This is a genomic window from Mesorhizobium sp. B2-3-5 (genome assembly GCF_006442395.1).
GTDB lineage: Bacteria > Pseudomonadota > Alphaproteobacteria > Rhizobiales > Rhizobiaceae > Mesorhizobium.
Window position 1 is genome coordinate 15,074 of sequence record NZ_VFVX01000026.1, and the last position, 14,268, is coordinate 29,341.

16 protein-coding genes are annotated in these 14,268 nt (G+C 61.6%); 6 read left to right on the forward strand and 10 right to left on the reverse strand.

Annotated features, from left to right (window positions below; genetic code table 11):
• Positions 1-12: 12 nt before the first annotated feature.
• The 10 genes from FJ958_RS23670 to FJ958_RS23715 form a co-directional block, all read right to left on the reverse strand.
• Positions 13-510, reverse strand: coding sequence for a DUF1097 domain-containing protein (locus tag FJ958_RS23670; RefSeq protein ID WP_140745953.1), 498 nt, complete (start codon positions 508-510; stop codon positions 13-15).
• A 135-nt stretch (positions 511-645) separates the two neighbouring features.
• Entirely contained in the window at positions 646-1,335 is a 690-nt protein-coding gene (locus FJ958_RS23675; RefSeq protein WP_140745955.1) for an MIP family channel protein, read from the reverse strand.
• Between the two features lie 71 nt (positions 1,336-1,406).
• Positions 1,407-2,450 carry an NAD(P)-dependent alcohol dehydrogenase gene (locus tag FJ958_RS23680; RefSeq protein ID WP_115144037.1) on the reverse strand — a complete coding sequence of 348 codons (1,044 nt, stop codon included), beginning with the start codon at positions 2,448-2,450 and terminating at the stop codon, positions 1,407-1,409.
• A gap of 39 nt (positions 2,451-2,489) precedes the next feature.
• A complete protein-coding gene (locus tag FJ958_RS23685; RefSeq protein WP_140745957.1) occupies positions 2,490-4,121 on the reverse strand; it encodes a molecular chaperone GroEL in 1,632 nt (543 codons plus the stop codon).
• 77 nt (positions 4,122-4,198) lie between these two features.
• The gene (locus tag FJ958_RS23690) at positions 4,199-4,996 is read right to left on the reverse strand and encodes an iron-sulfur cluster assembly protein (RefSeq protein ID WP_140745958.1); all 798 of its coding nucleotides are present in this window, start codon (positions 4,994-4,996) and stop codon (positions 4,199-4,201) included.
• Between the two features lie 5 nt (positions 4,997-5,001).
• Positions 5,002-6,024: an amidohydrolase family protein gene (locus FJ958_RS23695; RefSeq protein ID WP_140745960.1), complete on the reverse strand. Its 1,023-nt coding sequence runs from the start codon at positions 6,022-6,024 to the stop codon at positions 5,002-5,004.
• A 79-nt stretch (positions 6,025-6,103) separates the two neighbouring features.
• Positions 6,104-6,475, reverse strand: coding sequence for an MmoB/DmpM family protein (locus FJ958_RS23700; protein ID WP_140745962.1), 372 nt, complete (start codon positions 6,473-6,475; stop codon positions 6,104-6,106).
• 16 nt (positions 6,476-6,491) lie between these two features.
• Positions 6,492-7,550: an aromatic/alkene monooxygenase hydroxylase subunit beta gene (locus FJ958_RS23705; RefSeq protein WP_140745964.1), complete on the reverse strand. Its 1,059-nt coding sequence runs from the start codon at positions 7,548-7,550 to the stop codon at positions 6,492-6,494.
• Positions 7,551-7,599: 49 nt separating this feature from the next.
• Positions 7,600-8,661 (reverse strand): 2Fe-2S iron-sulfur cluster binding domain-containing protein, encoded by a 1,062-nt coding sequence (locus FJ958_RS23710; RefSeq protein WP_140745966.1) that lies wholly within the window; start codon positions 8,659-8,661, stop codon positions 7,600-7,602.
• 57 nt (positions 8,662-8,718) lie between these two features.
• Positions 8,719-10,386, reverse strand: coding sequence for an aromatic/alkene/methane monooxygenase hydroxylase/oxygenase subunit alpha (locus FJ958_RS23715; protein ID WP_140745968.1), 1,668 nt, complete (start codon positions 10,384-10,386; stop codon positions 8,719-8,721).
• 561 nt (positions 10,387-10,947) lie between these two features.
• Between FJ958_RS23715 and FJ958_RS23720 the strand changes: the two genes are divergently transcribed.
• The 6 genes from FJ958_RS23720 to FJ958_RS23740 all read left to right on the forward strand — a co-directional run bounded on the left by FJ958_RS23720 (position 10,948) and on the right by FJ958_RS23740 (position 13,981).
• Positions 10,948-11,424, forward strand: a complete 477-nt coding sequence (locus FJ958_RS23720; protein ID WP_140745970.1) for a hypothetical protein — start codon at positions 10,948-10,950, stop codon at positions 11,422-11,424.
• Positions 11,421-11,753 (forward strand): hypothetical protein, encoded by a 333-nt coding sequence (locus tag FJ958_RS23725; protein WP_140745972.1) that lies wholly within the window; start codon positions 11,421-11,423, stop codon positions 11,751-11,753. Before FJ958_RS23720 ends, FJ958_RS23725 begins: the two co-directional genes overlap by 4 nt.
• Before the next feature lie 13 nt (positions 11,754-11,766).
• Positions 11,767-12,894 carry a WD40 repeat domain-containing protein gene (locus FJ958_RS23730; RefSeq protein ID WP_140745974.1) on the forward strand — a complete coding sequence of 376 codons (1,128 nt, stop codon included), beginning with the start codon at positions 11,767-11,769 and terminating at the stop codon, positions 12,892-12,894.
• A 33-nt stretch (positions 12,895-12,927) separates the two neighbouring features.
• Positions 12,928-13,101: a hypothetical protein gene (locus tag FJ958_RS31665; RefSeq protein WP_181176492.1), complete on the forward strand. Its 174-nt coding sequence runs from the start codon at positions 12,928-12,930 to the stop codon at positions 13,099-13,101.
• Between the two features lie 173 nt (positions 13,102-13,274).
• Entirely contained in the window at positions 13,275-13,457 is a 183-nt protein-coding gene (locus FJ958_RS23735; RefSeq protein WP_140745976.1) for a hypothetical protein, read from the forward strand.
• A gap of 242 nt (positions 13,458-13,699) precedes the next feature.
• Positions 13,700-13,981: a hypothetical protein gene (locus FJ958_RS23740; protein ID WP_140745978.1), complete on the forward strand. Its 282-nt coding sequence runs from the start codon at positions 13,700-13,702 to the stop codon at positions 13,979-13,981.
• Positions 13,982-14,268: the final 287 nt, after the last annotated feature.

Consider the following 14,268-nt stretch of genomic DNA (forward strand, 5'->3'; position numbering starts at 1 on the left):
TCGCGCGGATGATCAGCTCCTTACGAGGGCTCCTGTGACTTTCTCTGAGGCGTAGCCTAGGATGTTGCCGATGATCAGCGAGATCACCACGGCGGCTGCGACCTTGACTATGCCGCTGGCGCCTTCGCCATAGGCGGCGGCACCAAGCAGAAAAAGCGCGGCGGTCGTGGCGTAGCCGTAGACCGCCGACGGGATGGCGCTCAGCAGCGGCAATCTGGCAGCGAGAATCAGCACCACGATTGAAACGCCGACGCAAATACCAGCCATGATCGCCGTAACCCCGATGGACGTCAGCGCGATCAGGGCGCCGGCCGCGCAGATCGCTCCCCATAGGTTCGCAACCGCCGAATTCCTGAACCCGGCCTCCTTGCCGCTGCAGTGGTAAAAACTCCCCCAGCCGACAAATACCGCCCAGATCAGCAGATAGGGACTGCCGATCGTGATCGCCGCCCATGTTGCAATGCCACCCATGATGCCGATGACGACGGCCAGCCCTGTGATAAGATCCATGTTGTCCTCCCGTTTTCCAAACTCGAAGCAAAGAACTCGTTTCAGGATCGCGCTTCGCTGACGTCCCGACACCCAAAACGCGGTGGCGGTAGCCACGTGGGTTCAAGAAAAGAGCTTGCCCGGTCCGGCAGGCGATCAGGCCGGCTGCGCTGCTGCTTGGCCCGCACCGATCACACCAGCGCGCGACACCAGCCCTGCGGCAGCCGCGCCGAGGCAGGGTGCGACGATGTAGAGCCAGAGCTGCGACAGCGCCGCTCCGCCGGCGAACAGTGCCGGGCCGAGCGAGCGGGCCGGATTGACCGACGAGCCGGATACGGCGATGCCGGCAAGATGAATCATGACCAGCGTCAGCCCGATCGCCAGGCCAGCCAGAGGACCGGCGCCGCCTTCGGCGGTGGCGCGCAGGATGACCAGCAGGAACAGGAACGTGGCGACCGCCTCGAACAGGAACGCCGAGGTCGCCGAATAGGTTGACCAGCCATTCTGGGCGAAACCGTTCGCCGCCACGTCAAAGCCGCCCACCTTGCCTTGCGCGATCACATAGAGCACCGCCGAGGCGACGATCGCACCCGCGCATTGCGCGAGGATATAGCCGATGAGGTCGTTCGATTTCATGCGGCCGGCGACGAAAAAGCCGAGACTTACGGCCGGATTGAGATGAGCCCCCGACACCGGTCCGATCGAATAGGCCATCGCCACCACCGAAAGGCCGAATGCCATGGCCACGCCCAGCAGACCGACTTCGGAGCGCATGAAAAGAACCGCCGCGCAACCGAAGAATACCAGCGCGAAAGTCCCGACGAATTCACAGACGTATTTGTTCATTGTTTCCTCTCCAGATTTGTGATGAGGACTGGAGGCCGCGCCGGTTCCCGCACGTGTCCAGTCCGGGTGCTTCAGGGAACGATGACGCCGCGGCCGGTGAACCGCCGGTTCTTGAAGTCGTCGAGCGCCGTGTTGATGCTGGCAAGATTGTACTCCGTGTAGTGCATCTTCACCTTGCCATCGGCGTTGAGCTCCATCAGTTCGACCAGCTCGGTAAAATTGCCGACCAGGCTGCCACCGATGTTGATCTCCTCGATGACGAGATGGGCGGTCGGCACGTTGACGGTGCCGCCATAGCCGACGACGAACAGTTGCCCGCCCTTGCGCACCATCTTCCAGCAGATGTTCTCGACACCGAGTTCGCCAACGAAATCGATCACCACATGCGCGCCGCCGCCGGTGATCTGGCTGACTTCCTCGACGACATTGGGTCCACCATCGAGGACGAAGTCGGCGCCGAGATCCTTGGCCAGCACCCGCGCCGCCGGCTCGCGGTCGACGGCGATGATGCGGCAGCCCGAGATCGCGTGCAGCGATTGCAGCGCGATATGCCCAAGCCCGCCAATGCCGAGCAGCACGCAATAGCTCCCTGGCCGCAGCAGCTTTGCCGCGCGCTTGGCGGCGCGGTAGGCGGTGATACCGGCGTCGGCCAACGGTGCCACCTCGATCGGCGTGATGTTGGCGTTCAGCTTGATCAGCGAACGCTCGCTGGTGATGAAATACTCTGCGAAGCCTCCATTCATGCCAAGGCCAGGAAATTGGCCGTTATCGCAATACATGTCCTCGCCATGGCGGCAGTTGAGGCAGATGCCACATGAGCGGAACGGATGGCAGATCACGGCGTCACCGCGCTTGACCGATCGGACGCCACTGCCGACCTCCTCGACCCAGCCGGCATTCTCGTGCCCCATGATGTAAGGCAGAAGCGTGCCTTCGGGATCCATCGTCGGCTTCCACACACCTTCGATAATGTGCAGGTCGGTGCGGCAGAGGCCGGCGGCACCCACCCGCACGATGACCTCGTCAGGCGCGGTGATCGTCGGTGCCTTGACCTCCTCGATCCGTAGCTGGACGTTCATTTTCGGGTCGTATTCGTACAGTCTGGCAGCTTTCATCGTCGTGTCCTTTCAACGTCGAATGTGTCTGGGATTGCTTCAGGCGCGGCCGAGCTTTTCGGACCCGCCGCCACGTGCGGGTCCGGCAGTCGGATCCTCATCCTCGGCGAGATCGCCGATCAGCGTTTCAGTGGTCAGGATCAGCGTCGCGACGGAAGCCGCATTGGCCAGCGCCGTGTAGGTGACGCGCACGGGATCGATGATTCCTGCCTCGAACATGTTCTGGTAGCTGCCGGCGGATGCGTTGTAGCCGTAGCCGCCGTTGACGCGCGTCACCTCGGCGACGACGGCCTCTGGATCGGCGCCCGCATTGGCGGCGATGCGCCATAGCGGTCGCGACAGAACAGACCGCACCAGGCGCACGCCTTCGGCGGTATCGCCGGCTACTCCGGCCGCCACTTTGTCCAGCAGTGGTGCGATCTGGGCGAGTGCGGAGCCACCCCCGGCGACGACGCCCTCTTCGGATGCGGCGCGCACCGCGTTGAGCGAATCCTCGATGAGCTGAATCGTCCGTTTCTGCTCGACCGGCGTGACACCGCCGGCATAAAGGATCGCGGTGCCACCGGAGAGCTTGGCTAGGCGTTCGCGCAGCTTGTCCTGGTCTATGTTCGGCGGCGAGGCTTCGTATTGCCGCTGCACCTGAGCGCGGCGCGAGGCGATTGCCGCGTGGTCGCCGCCACCGCGAATGATCGAGGTGTAGGAAGAACTGGTTTTCACCCGGTCGGCGGTGCCGAGGTCTTCAGCGGTAACATTCTCCAGCCGGCCGCCGAGATCGCGCGCGATCACCTTGCCGCCGGTGATGATGGCCAGATCCTCCATCATCGCCTTGCGCCAGTGGCCATATTCCGGCGGATGGACGACGAGGTATTTTCCCGGTCCCTGCTTGCCGAGCAGCGTCACCACCACTTCCGGGGACATTTCCTCGGACACGATCAGCAGCGGCCGCCCGTCCTCGTCGGCGATGCGGCGCGCCGCATCGAGCGCTCCGGGATCCTTGATCTTGAGATCGGTCATCAGGATGTAGGGGCGTTCGAGAACTGCCTCCATCTTCTCCTGGTCGGTGACCATGTGATGCGAGAGATAGCCACGTTCGAAGGACATGCCTTCGACCACATCGAGCGTGGTCTCGGTCGTGACGCTGAAGTCGGTGGTGATGACGCCTTCGGCGCCGACGCGCTGATGAGCTTCCGCCACGAGCGCGCCAAGCTTACTGTTGGTCGCAGCGATGTTGGCGACAGCGGCCAGGATGCCATTCCCCTTGGCGGGTTTTGCCGAGGCCTTGAGCGCCGCCACCACCGAGGCCACAGCGAGTTCAATGCCTTTGCAGAGATCGACGGATTTGGCGCCACGCTCATTGGCTTCAATGCCGGCCTGGATGAGCGCGTTGGCGAGCACGATGGCGGTCGTGGTGCCGTCGCCGGCGACCTCATTGGTCTGCATCGACACTTCGCGCACCACCTGCGCGCCCATATTCTCGAAACGGTCGTGCAATTCGATCTCGGAGGCGATGCTGACGCCGTCGCGAGTCACCATCGGCGTGCCGATCGGTCGGTCGATCATGGCGTTCATGCCTTTGGGGCCGAGCGTCGGCTCGACGGCCGCCGCCAGCCGGAAGACGCCACGGGCCAGGGCGCGACGGGCATCGGAATTGTGGAGCATTATTTTGGGCATGATTCCTCCTTCCGCCTTACGGGCGGCTTGTTGGTTGGGGGCCTCGTGCACTGGAGGCCGTTGCTGTCAGTTCTGCTTCAGGCTGTCGGCGCGGCTCGACCGGGCACGCGATCCAGAATGAAATCGACCAGCGTCGGCTCGCCGTCGATCTCACCCAGTTCCTTGTATCGTGTGTGTTTCAGTCCACGGCAGAGCGCGCCGTTGAACTCCATGTTGATGCGCACCGCGCGCAGTTCGCCGAGATAGGCAGGCAATCCCGTGGGCGAAACTTGCTGCCCATCCCATGTGACGAAGACCGGATCATCTGCCCGGCGGCTGGGAAAACGCTCAAGCAGGGCCGCCCTGTATCTCGGCTTCTGCCTGGCTGCTTCGCTCGGTTCGAACCGCGCGATGTCATATGCAGGCAAGCCCATGCCGAGAATCTCCCGATCGGTCAGACCGTGCGCCTTCAGGCCGCGCAAGACAGCCTCCTGGCGCCGCTTGAATGCCTTCATGCGGAAAGTTTCGCGCAAGGCGCCGAGATCCTGATCCTCGGCAAGTTCGGCGAAGATATCGCCGAACGTCTTGCCGGCTTCCATGCCGCGATTGACCTCGTCGGCGAACATGTGGTCGTGCAGCTTGACGCGATAGGCGGGCGACCAGGATAGCTGGTCGAGCGCCTTACGGAGGCCGTCCAGCATGAGGAAAGCGAAGTTGGGCGAGCACCAGTAGGTCGGCAGGCGGAAATCGACCTCCACGCCGCCACCGCCTTTCACCTGTGCCCGCTCGACGAAGCCCATCTCGGTGACGGGCTCGTCGAGTTCCGGGTCGTTGACCTCACCAAGGCGCCGCCAGAGTTCCTTCTCGCGGCCGTCGGAAATGCTGGCGGTTGCCATGGCCCCTACTCCGCCGCGATGCTGAAGGGCGAACTGGCCAGCGCCTTCTTCTTGGCTTCGATGTCGATGTTGTAGAGCCGCGCGGCGTTGAGGCCGAGGATCTTTTCCTTGATCTCGTTGGTCAGTTGCACACCGCGTTCGGCGGCGATGTCCTGCGGAATCTGGTAGGCCCAGAATTTCTCGACCAGCCAGCGCGGCGTCCAGATCGCATAATCGGAGCCGAACAGGATCTTTTCCGGCCCAAGCCAGAACAGCAGTTCAGCGATGACCTCGCCGAAATAGCGCGGACGCGCATGGATGAAGGGCAGCGCCACCGCCAGGCCGCCATAGACATTGGTCTCCTGCGTGGCGATCCAGCAGAAATCGTCGAGACGCGGCAGGCCGCAATGCTCGACGATCCAGTTGAGGCCCTGGAAGTCCGTCGCGGCGTGGTCAACGTCATGCACGTCGAAGGCGTCCTTCGAAAGTGGAATGATCGTCGGGCCCTTGTGGACGTGAATGTTGCGGATGCCGAGCTTGTCGCAGAGTTCGAAGCATTTGTAGGCGTCGGGATCGGTGAGCTTCCATCCTTTGGACGCGCCGTTCCATTCGGCCGTGTACATCTTCACGCCCTTGACGTCGTACGTCTCCTTGAGGAAGTGGATGTATTCGAGCGCCTTCTCGCCGTCGCGCGGATCGAAGGCGCCGTTGACGATGAAACGCTCGGGATAGCGCTTGGCAACCTCGGCGTTGCGCTCGATGGTGTTGAAGCCGTTCTTGTAGAAATCCCTGAGATAGGTCGACTGGACGATCGCCACATCATCAGGGCCGTCGATGAACAAGTCGCGGTAGAGATCGTCGGCGCTGTATTTCTCGAACTTGCTCTTCTCCCAGAGCTGGTCCTTCGGGCTCAAGCCCGTGTGATAGGCGTAGAAGCACTCGATGAACTGCTTGCCGTGGATGTTCTTCTGGTTCTCCGGGCTGCCGTCCCAGAAATGGGTGTGGCCGTCGACCACGAAAATGTCCTTGCCTTCCGGTGTTCTGTACATTGTTGCCTCCGCAGCAAATCGCGTTGATCGGGTGAGCGCGCCGCGACCCACGCGGCGCGCCGGATTTTTGGGGCGCGGCCTATTCGATGTACTCGAACATCTCGTCCATGTTGCCGAACAGGATCACGGTGTTGTCGTCGACGCGAACCATGCGCCCGTAATGGGTGGAGGTGTTGACCTCGAAGGTCTCGGCCGATATTTCGCGGCCGAGATATTCTCCGATCGCATCCATCTTGAAGATCAGCTTGCCGTCGCCGTCGATGCGGATCAGCGCCGGCTGGTAGGTGATGGTCACCCCCGGCTTCTTGCCCATGAATTCAGCAATGGCCCTTGCTTCGACCGAATCGTTCATGGTGACGCCGCACTGATGCGAAATCGTCTGCTCGAAGGTGATGTCCTTCATCTCCTTGAAGATGTTGGAGTGCGTTGCGTCGCGTGCTGCTAGTGACATGACGATTTCTCCTGTTTCAGCGCTTGAGACCGAGTTCGCCAAGGATCTGGCCAATCCGTTCCTCGGATTTGGCACGGACATCGGCGAAGGCGACCGGTTTGGAATGCGGCATCGACCAGATCGGCTGCAGGCCGATGGCCGCCTTGTCAGCGAGCGCGGCGTGCTTCTTGACCCAGCCCTGGAAGAGCTTCCGGTTGGTGCCGCCATGCATCTCGTCATTGGCGAGCAGATGCATGAGGTCGATGGTGTTAGCTAGGTTGCGCTCGTAATCGGCCTCGGCCGCCGAGATCACCGCCGGCGTGATGAAGTCATGATTGGCGGCCGCGATCTGCATCAGGAAGCCGGAGCGGAACACTTCACCGACCAGCGGCTCGAAGATGATGTTGATGGCGAAATACTGCTCGAGATAATCGGACGTACCCATAATGGTCTCGACCGCTTCGCGCACGCCTTGCCAGTTCTGGTCCTCGAGCCAGGCCTTCTTGCCGAGTTCGTCGTCCCAGCCAGGCAGGTCCATGCCGATCTCGGCAAGATAGAGCGTGATGTCCTGGGCAAGCCTGAGCTTGTAGGACGAGTTGGTCAGCGTCGCGTTGTTGATCATCTGGGTGTAGCCGTAACGCTGGGCCTGCATCAGGGAGGTGCCGAGTCCGAATTCGGCGTGTTTCCAGGCGCCGAGTTGCGTCTGCAGGATCTTGATCCAGGCCTTGTCGAAGGTCTTCGGCGCGCCTGATTTGCGGGCGTTGTTGATGACGCTCTGCACCATCGTCTCGATCTTCGACTGGCGCTGATAGTGGGTGCGCTCCCATTCCTGGTCGGGGGCGCGGAAGGCATGCCAGTTGGAGCTCTGCGCGGCGGTGTTCTGCTTGACGTAGGCGCCCTTGCCGTCGGCAAACGAGATGATCCAGTCCTGGATCAGGTAGCGTTCCGGGTCGGGTTGAACGTCGACCGTCATGTCCTCGTAGTGGGTGGCACGCTGGCCTTTCGGGTCGAAATACCGGTATTTCCGGCTGTCGGAGTCGGCGAAGATCGCCGCGCCGGCGGCTCCTGATCCGACTGAACTCGAGGTTGCTGGCATAGTTCTCTCTCCCTTGTTGCAGTTGTGATTGGCTTTGCGTGGCCGCCCCTCAATGGGCCGGCGTCGCACCCGCCGATGTGGTGAACTTGTCGAAGAAGATCCGCTCCGTTTCGAACCCGTTCATGAACAGGACCGGCTGCAGGGCATCGATCATCGGCGGCGGGCCACAGGCATGGACATCGCCCTGCCCGTCGAGCGCCAGTTGCTTGAGCTTGGCATCGACGCTCTGGTGTACGAAGCCGCGTTCGCCTCGCCATTCGGCGTCGTCGTTCGCGTGCGACAGCACGGGAATGAAGGTGACGTCCGAATGATTGCCGACCAGCTCGGCGATCCTGTCGAGATAGAACAGGTCGTTGCGGGTGCGGGCACCATAGAAGAAATAGACCGGACGCTTCTCGCCGCTCTTCAGGTGGTCGTTGAGGATCGACCAGATCGGCGACATGCCCGAGCCGGCGCCGACCAGGACTAGAGGTCCTTGCCGCTCTTCCCGACGGAAACAGGTTCCGTAGGGTCCGACGACGGTGACCTCGGCTCCGACCTCGATGCCTCCGGAATCGAGTTCTCCGGAGAATTTTCCCTCAGGGTATTTTTTGATGATGAAGCAGAGTTTCTCGGTTTGGTCCGGCGTATTTGCCATGGAGAACGAGCGCGTAATCGTCTCCCCTTTTTGCGTGGTAACCGTGATGTCGACATATTGCCCCGCCCAGAACTTTATCGGGGAGCCGAGTTCGATCTCGATGCCGCGAATGTCGTGAGTCAGCTGCTCGATGAGAGCAATCCGGCCCTTGAACGTCTTCACGGCGATCGCTTTCGCCAAAATCTCCTCGTCATAGTTGAGAAGCTCGACTTCCAAATCGGAGTAGGCAACGCAGCGGCACAAAAGGACGTGGCCGCTCTCCTTCTCCATGTCGTTCAAGGCGAAGGTCGAGTATTTCAACATGTCGACTTCGCCATCGAGCAACACGCTTTTGCAGGCCGAGCATTGCCCTTCCTTGCAGCCATGGGGCAAGGCGATGCCCTGACGGAACGCGGCGTTGAGCACCGTTTCGCCATGCTCGACCTCGAAATCGACGCCGACCGGGCTAAGCCTGACCGTGTGGGTTTCCGACATGCGGACCTCCAGTTGGGATAAGCCGGGGGCGGGGCGAACCCGCCCCCCTTGGCCTGATCAGTTGCAAGGGTTGATCGTGAAGCCCGCGCGATATTCCGCGAGATGCTTGTCGCGATCGGCCGGCGTCATGGCGAGGAGCGCGTTCAACGGCGAGCCGAGCGTGTTGCCGCGCACGTCGTCGAGCGTCCACATTTCCTTGTCGTCGAAGCGCATATGCGGCTGCGGAACGAGCGTCTTGCCGTCGGAACGGACGAAGTTCAGGTCCTTGATCGCATCGGCCAGATCCCAGCCGTCATAGAGCGTCTCCCACTCGCGCTTGCCGCTGAAACGGCCCATGGCGGGTGTCGGGCGGCCCTGATACTCGTCCGCGAAAGCTTCGACAGCGGTCCAGCGGTCGAGCTCGTGGGCGAAGGTGTGCAACTGGCCGTCGATCTCGTCGACCACAATGTCCTCGCGGATCAGACATGGAACCAGGCACGACCAGCAGCGGTGCGGATAGACGTAGCCGACGTCGCTGTTGAACAGCAGCACCTTCTCGCCCTTGTGGCTGAGCTTGGCGTACCATTTCCAGAAATCGCCGAACTCGGCGTACCAACCCGGATATTTGTGCTCGAACCATTCGAAATCCTTGTCGGTCTGGGCTTCGATGCGCCAGAAATTGACCGGCCAGCCCACCGCGAAGAACTGCCCGACCTTGTGGACGTAATTCTTCTTGGTGATGCGCTCCCAGGCAGCCTGGACGTCATCGTGATGGACCTTGATGCCGTATTTCTCGAGCGGCAGCATGTAGGTGCGGTAGTAGTCCTCATAGATCCAGCGGTGCCACATTTCCGCGTAGGACTCCTTGTTCTTGTCGCGGTTGGTGGTGCCGTATTCGATGAAAGTGCCGATTGCCGCATCGACGATGGCGTGGTTCTGCCAGAAGGCGTAACGCAGGTCGCGCTCGAGCAGCAGGTGGTTTTCCGGCTCCTTGAGCGCCGCCATCAGCAGCGAGTGGCCGTTGCCGATGTGCCGGCTTTCATCCGACTGCACCGACAGGAAGACCGTCGGCAGCGCGTAGTCGCCGTTGCGGGCCGCTTCCGAGGGCATGGCAACGAACAGCGTGTTGGTGAAGGCGGTCTCGGCCACCACGGTCAGGTACATGCAGGCGGCGGTCATGGTGTCGCCGGTGATGAAGCCTTCGGCGAACTGGCGCCCGATGGTGGTGGCGTAGCATTTTCCGAAGGCTTCCTCGGTGATGTCGAAGCCCGCCGGATCGAGGTAGTTCTCCATGTACCATTTCTTCAGATTCATCTGGATCGTCGAGTGACGGAACTCGTCGATCATCTGCATGGTAAAGCCGGTTCTGAGCTCCTCGCCGGGGGCGATGCGTGCGACCATTGCCATCGAGCGGGCAGCGGAGATCTCCGGGAAGGGAATGATGGCCAGGAAGAGTTTCATCCACTCGACCCAGCGCGGTTCCACATTGCGGAACATGTCGCCGCGCAGCGCCGCATCCAACGCGCCATAGACGCGATTGTCCTTTTCTTCCTGCATCGGGAAATAGGATCGCAGGACCTGCTTCATCGGATCGCGCGGCGTCTTGTTGATCTTGTAGTCGGTCGGAAACGTCATTGCTTCCTGGACGTAGGAAGGATTCCAGCCGAGGTCGGCAATCTTCTTGGTCGCTTCGCCCACGGAGATGCCGCGTTGCGAGGTAATCTTGTTGAGCGTCAGAGACGTCATGGTCATAAGCCTCCACCAGGTTTGAGCCGAGGGTCCTTGACCCCGGCATGAAGCGGCACAAAAGCACCGCAGTGAGAGTGCGAACGGCATGACAAAGGGTTGCGCGGCAACGCGCTCGACAAGGTCGGGCCGTTCAAATGGATCGGGCAAAGGTGTTCGAGGCGTCTGGCGTGAGCTGCGAGGCGCCGATCGCAGCTGCGATGGCGTATCAAAGCCGATGTCCTGCTTCCTCCGGTCCTTCGTTCTTTTGGCCCTGCGTCAAAGCGCGATGGGCTTCTTGTGCAAGAGACAAAGCAAACGCCGTGCCAGTTTGGCGACAGCGCCCATAACTGGCACTCACAACAAAATCCCCGCTCTTTGCGCAGATGGGCAAGGTGCAAACTGTAACGTTATTTTACAGATGTAACTTACGCCTGTAATATTTAGCGTTATTTCGCACTGCGAGATATTCAGTTAGCGGTCGCAGCAAACATCAAAATTCACCTCAAGCCATTTAACTTTTCGTCATTCTATACTACGTGGAGACGGCGGCCGGTGTTGTCCTGACGCTGGAGAAAGATCATGCCGAACGGTAAACACAGCCAGGGGCCACCCACACCGCTGTCCAGTCAGGCCGACGGCGTCACCGGCGATCTTGTCAGGCTGATGCCGCGCGACCTCGTCTTCGTCATGCGCTTCATGGGCGAAAGCCAGCACCGGCTGCAGCGCCATTTCCAGGACTTCATCCGCGCCGAGCTGGCCGCCGGCGGCGTCACCGCGCGAACGCATCCGATGATCCATCTGTTCATCGAGAGGCATGCGATCCTTTTGCGCGACTTCGTGTTTTCCGGCGTTTCGCTGGCGCGCCAGTTCCCTGTGGACGAGATCGAGCGCCTGACCGGCGACACGACATCGATGATCCGCGTCGACATCTGGGACCAACTCAAGAGCCACATCGAGACGGCCGAAAAGCAATTCCAGTCGCAGGCTCACACTCTGCCCAATCTGCTTTCGGCCTTCGAGCCCCCGGCCTGGCCGACAGCCGGCGAGGAAAAATGATGAAGGGTCCAGTGAAGGGACAAGCCGCTGCGCGTGAGGTGCTGCTCGAGCGCCGGCTGGCGCTTGTCGGCAACGTCTCGGCGCTCACCGCCGAGGCATTGCGGCTCAAGCAGAAGCTCGCCGGCCTTGAGATGGATGTGCTGCGCGTGGAACTCGAGATCGGCAGGAACGGCCCCAGCGCGCAACTGGTGCAGGACTTGCATGAGGCGAAAGAGAGCGCCGAGGCGATCATGAACGCATGCGCGGCATGCGAGGACCGTATCGCCGCAGCCGAAGGCGATGTCGCGGATGTCGATCGCGAGCTTGCGGCGACAGTGAACGAGGACTGATGGGAGAGACTCAGTGAACCAGCAGATGATGCAGAACCTGACGCTGTTCGAGCTCCTGGCTCGCAGCTGGCGACGGCCGTCGGCCGTCGCCGCCCTCTGCTTCAGCGCCGATGATTCGACCGTTGCTTTCACATCCGTGGACGGAACCGTCGCCATTGCCGCGGTCGCCGATCAGGAACCGCCGGAATCGCGGATCCGGGTGAGCGGCGATCTCGGCCAGACGACGATCCGCCCGCGCGAGAAGCCCCCGGTGCCGTTGATCGCGTCCGCCGCATTTGGCGATGGCGATCCTCCCCTCGTCGCTTACCTGCGTTCCGGCTTCCTTGTCGGAACGGCGGCCGGCGAAGCAGTGCATCTGACGGCTGGCGGCGAAGTTGCGGAGACGCTGGTCAAGATCGAAGGCCCCATCGTGGCCATCGATCATAGTGCACGGACAGCGGTGACAGCGGTCAGCGACGGGCACGACGTCTTCTTGTCGCGCAACCGCGGCGATGTGGCGAGACTGGAACGCAATGTGACATCGTCGACGCACGCGGTGGCCTTCTCGCCGGGCGGACGCCGTCTCGCCTGCGGCTTGGGCAATGGACTGTCGATCTGGGCGGTCGAAGGGCCTGCCAGCCTGATACGAGACTTTTCCTTGCCGGCGCGCCCAATATCGATCCGCTGGAGCGGCGACGGCACATGGCTGGCTTGCGGTCTCGAGACGGGTGGCTTTGGGCTGATCAGCCCTGCCGACGGTTTAACGGCTATCGTTGCGGGATTTCCCTCCCCGGTACGCGCGGTGTGCTGGAGCGCGCCGGCGAATGCGCTGCTTGCCTCGGGTGCGTTCCGGATTGCCGGCTGGTCGATGACCGCGCCGCCGCTTGACGGCGAAACCGCCGGAGCATTGGAAACCGGTCGCGCCGGTCTCGTTCTGGTCGAGACGGTGGCCGCGCATCCGCAGAAGAAACTTGTCGCGGCGGGTTACGCCAACGGCCGCATCACGGTCGCCCAGATCGGCGGACGCGACGAGCTTGTCATCAGGTCGCTGGGCAGCGGGATAACGGCGCTGGCCTGGTCGGGCGACGGACGGCACCTGGCTGCAGGCATGGTCGACGGCACCGCGGCGATCATCACCTTCCCAGTGCAGATGTTCAAATAAGGCGCGCGGCCCCGCGTAAAACAGGAGGATGGAATGCAGACCGAAATCACCACAGAGGAAGAGAGCAAGGACGCGTTCTTCGAACAACTCGCCAAACTGTCGGAAGAGATGGTGGCCAAGCACGGCAAGGATTTCAGCATGGGCGCGCTGGTGCTCGCCGCCCGCTGGATCGCCGAGAACCGGGTTGGACGGTTGAAGACCAATTAGGAAGTTCATTTGGCTTTGTGGCCGGCAGGACTTCGCCGTGAGCAATGCTCGCAACTGTCAGGCCGGCGCCATTCGGGCGATCGCCAACGAGAGGCACCGGCTACCAAAAACGACCGCGCTGGCACCGATGAAAATTTCCCGAGAATCGGCTATGGTCCACCGTGGGGGCTGCCGTGGGGAAGAAAACTGGACTGATCACTGAGGCCGTATCGGAAGAACGATTGGCCGAGGCGAATTACTACGCCAGGAAGTGCGGCATCCCTCTTGAAGACGCGTTGCGGATCATTGAAAGTGCCTACGGTTCCAAGCCTTCCAAGAGCAAGGCACCGAAGCACGGCAAGCGCGGCAGGCGCTGAGTCAATTAGCAGGTGCTAGAACGGTTCCTGGAATCTCACCAGCCGCACGATTGTCGATCCGCCACGACGATAGGATCCGACCTCGACCAGCCCATCTTCACGTCCGCGTAACCCACGGGATCATTCCCCCAATTGCCGCCGGGATGTGACGACAAGCTCGGCGGATCGGCGACAAGCATTCCGCGGGGAACAAAGTTGGCTCAAGCGCGTTAAGGAGCCGGCTTTCCGGGGACCGAACAAAAATGCTCCTTGCCATGGAGAACGCGATCTCGACGACGGTCCTGGCGGGCAGGAGCGGAAATGCCGAAATTGTTGGCGTCGTCGACCTCACCAATAAAACCGAGTCCAGGCCCATACCGAGCAACTTGGGAATGGCCATCCAATTTGTGGCCAATGCCTCCGTGCTCGGCTACGATGTCCGTTCGGCCATGGTCTTTTATGGCGAACCTGGAACGCCTAGCCTTAGGGCAACGGATTGCGATCGATTGTGGGCGCAATTTGGTGGTGCGCTCCTGCGGCCATAGCCTCCCGCTTCTCTCCCATCCTCTCTCATCTTGATCGAGACCATCCCTCAGGCAGGGACACAGGCTTGGACAATATCGCAACGGCGACCGATCTGGCCGGAAGGGGAGGCATACTGGGGTTCGGCGCGCTCGGCGACGGTTGCGATTTGAGAAGGCCGTGGCGCCTTCGTCCTCGTCCGGGCGAAAGCGCGATCTCGTCTTCCAGCGTTGAGTTGGCTCGGTTGGGCTGCCCGCGGGGGCATTTAGAATAAGCGCAGGCGGCTGCTTTGTGCACGTGACGATCGTCG

Excerpts from the sequence above, each read along its gene's own strand:
- FJ958_RS23670 (WP_140745953.1), bottom strand. The coding sequence starts at position 510 with ATGGATCTTATCACAGGGCTGGCCGTCGTCATCGGCATCATGGGTGGC.
- FJ958_RS23675 (WP_140745955.1), bottom strand. The coding sequence starts at position 1,335 with ATGAACAAATACGTCTGTGAATTCGTCGGGACTTTCGCGCTGGTATTC.
- FJ958_RS23680 (WP_115144037.1), bottom strand. The coding sequence starts at position 2,450 with ATGAAAGCTGCCAGACTGTACGAATACGACCCGAAAATGAACGTCCAG.
- FJ958_RS23685 (WP_140745957.1), bottom strand. The coding sequence starts at position 4,121 with ATGCCCAAAATAATGCTCCACAATTCCGATGCCCGTCGCGCCCTGGCC.
- FJ958_RS23690 (WP_140745958.1), bottom strand. The coding sequence starts at position 4,996 with ATGGCAACCGCCAGCATTTCCGACGGCCGCGAGAAGGAACTCTGGCGG.
- FJ958_RS23695 (WP_140745960.1), bottom strand. The coding sequence starts at position 6,024 with ATGTACAGAACACCGGAAGGCAAGGACATTTTCGTGGTCGACGGCCAC.
- FJ958_RS23700 (WP_140745962.1), bottom strand. The coding sequence starts at position 6,475 with ATGTCACTAGCAGCACGCGACGCAACGCACTCCAACATCTTCAAGGAG.
- FJ958_RS23705 (WP_140745964.1), bottom strand. The coding sequence starts at position 7,550 with ATGCCAGCAACCTCGAGTTCAGTCGGATCAGGAGCCGCCGGCGCGGCG.
- FJ958_RS23710 (WP_140745966.1), bottom strand. The coding sequence starts at position 8,661 with ATGTCGGAAACCCACACGGTCAGGCTTAGCCCGGTCGGCGTCGATTTC.
- FJ958_RS23715 (WP_140745968.1), bottom strand. The coding sequence starts at position 10,386 with ATGACGTCTCTGACGCTCAACAAGATTACCTCGCAACGCGGCATCTCC.
- FJ958_RS23720 (WP_140745970.1), top strand. The coding sequence starts at position 10,948 with ATGCCGAACGGTAAACACAGCCAGGGGCCACCCACACCGCTGTCCAGT.
- FJ958_RS23725 (WP_140745972.1), top strand. The coding sequence starts at position 11,421 with ATGATGAAGGGTCCAGTGAAGGGACAAGCCGCTGCGCGTGAGGTGCTG.
- FJ958_RS31665 (WP_181176492.1), top strand. The coding sequence starts at position 12,928 with ATGCAGACCGAAATCACCACAGAGGAAGAGAGCAAGGACGCGTTCTTC.
- FJ958_RS23740 (WP_140745978.1), top strand. The coding sequence starts at position 13,700 with ATGCTCCTTGCCATGGAGAACGCGATCTCGACGACGGTCCTGGCGGGC.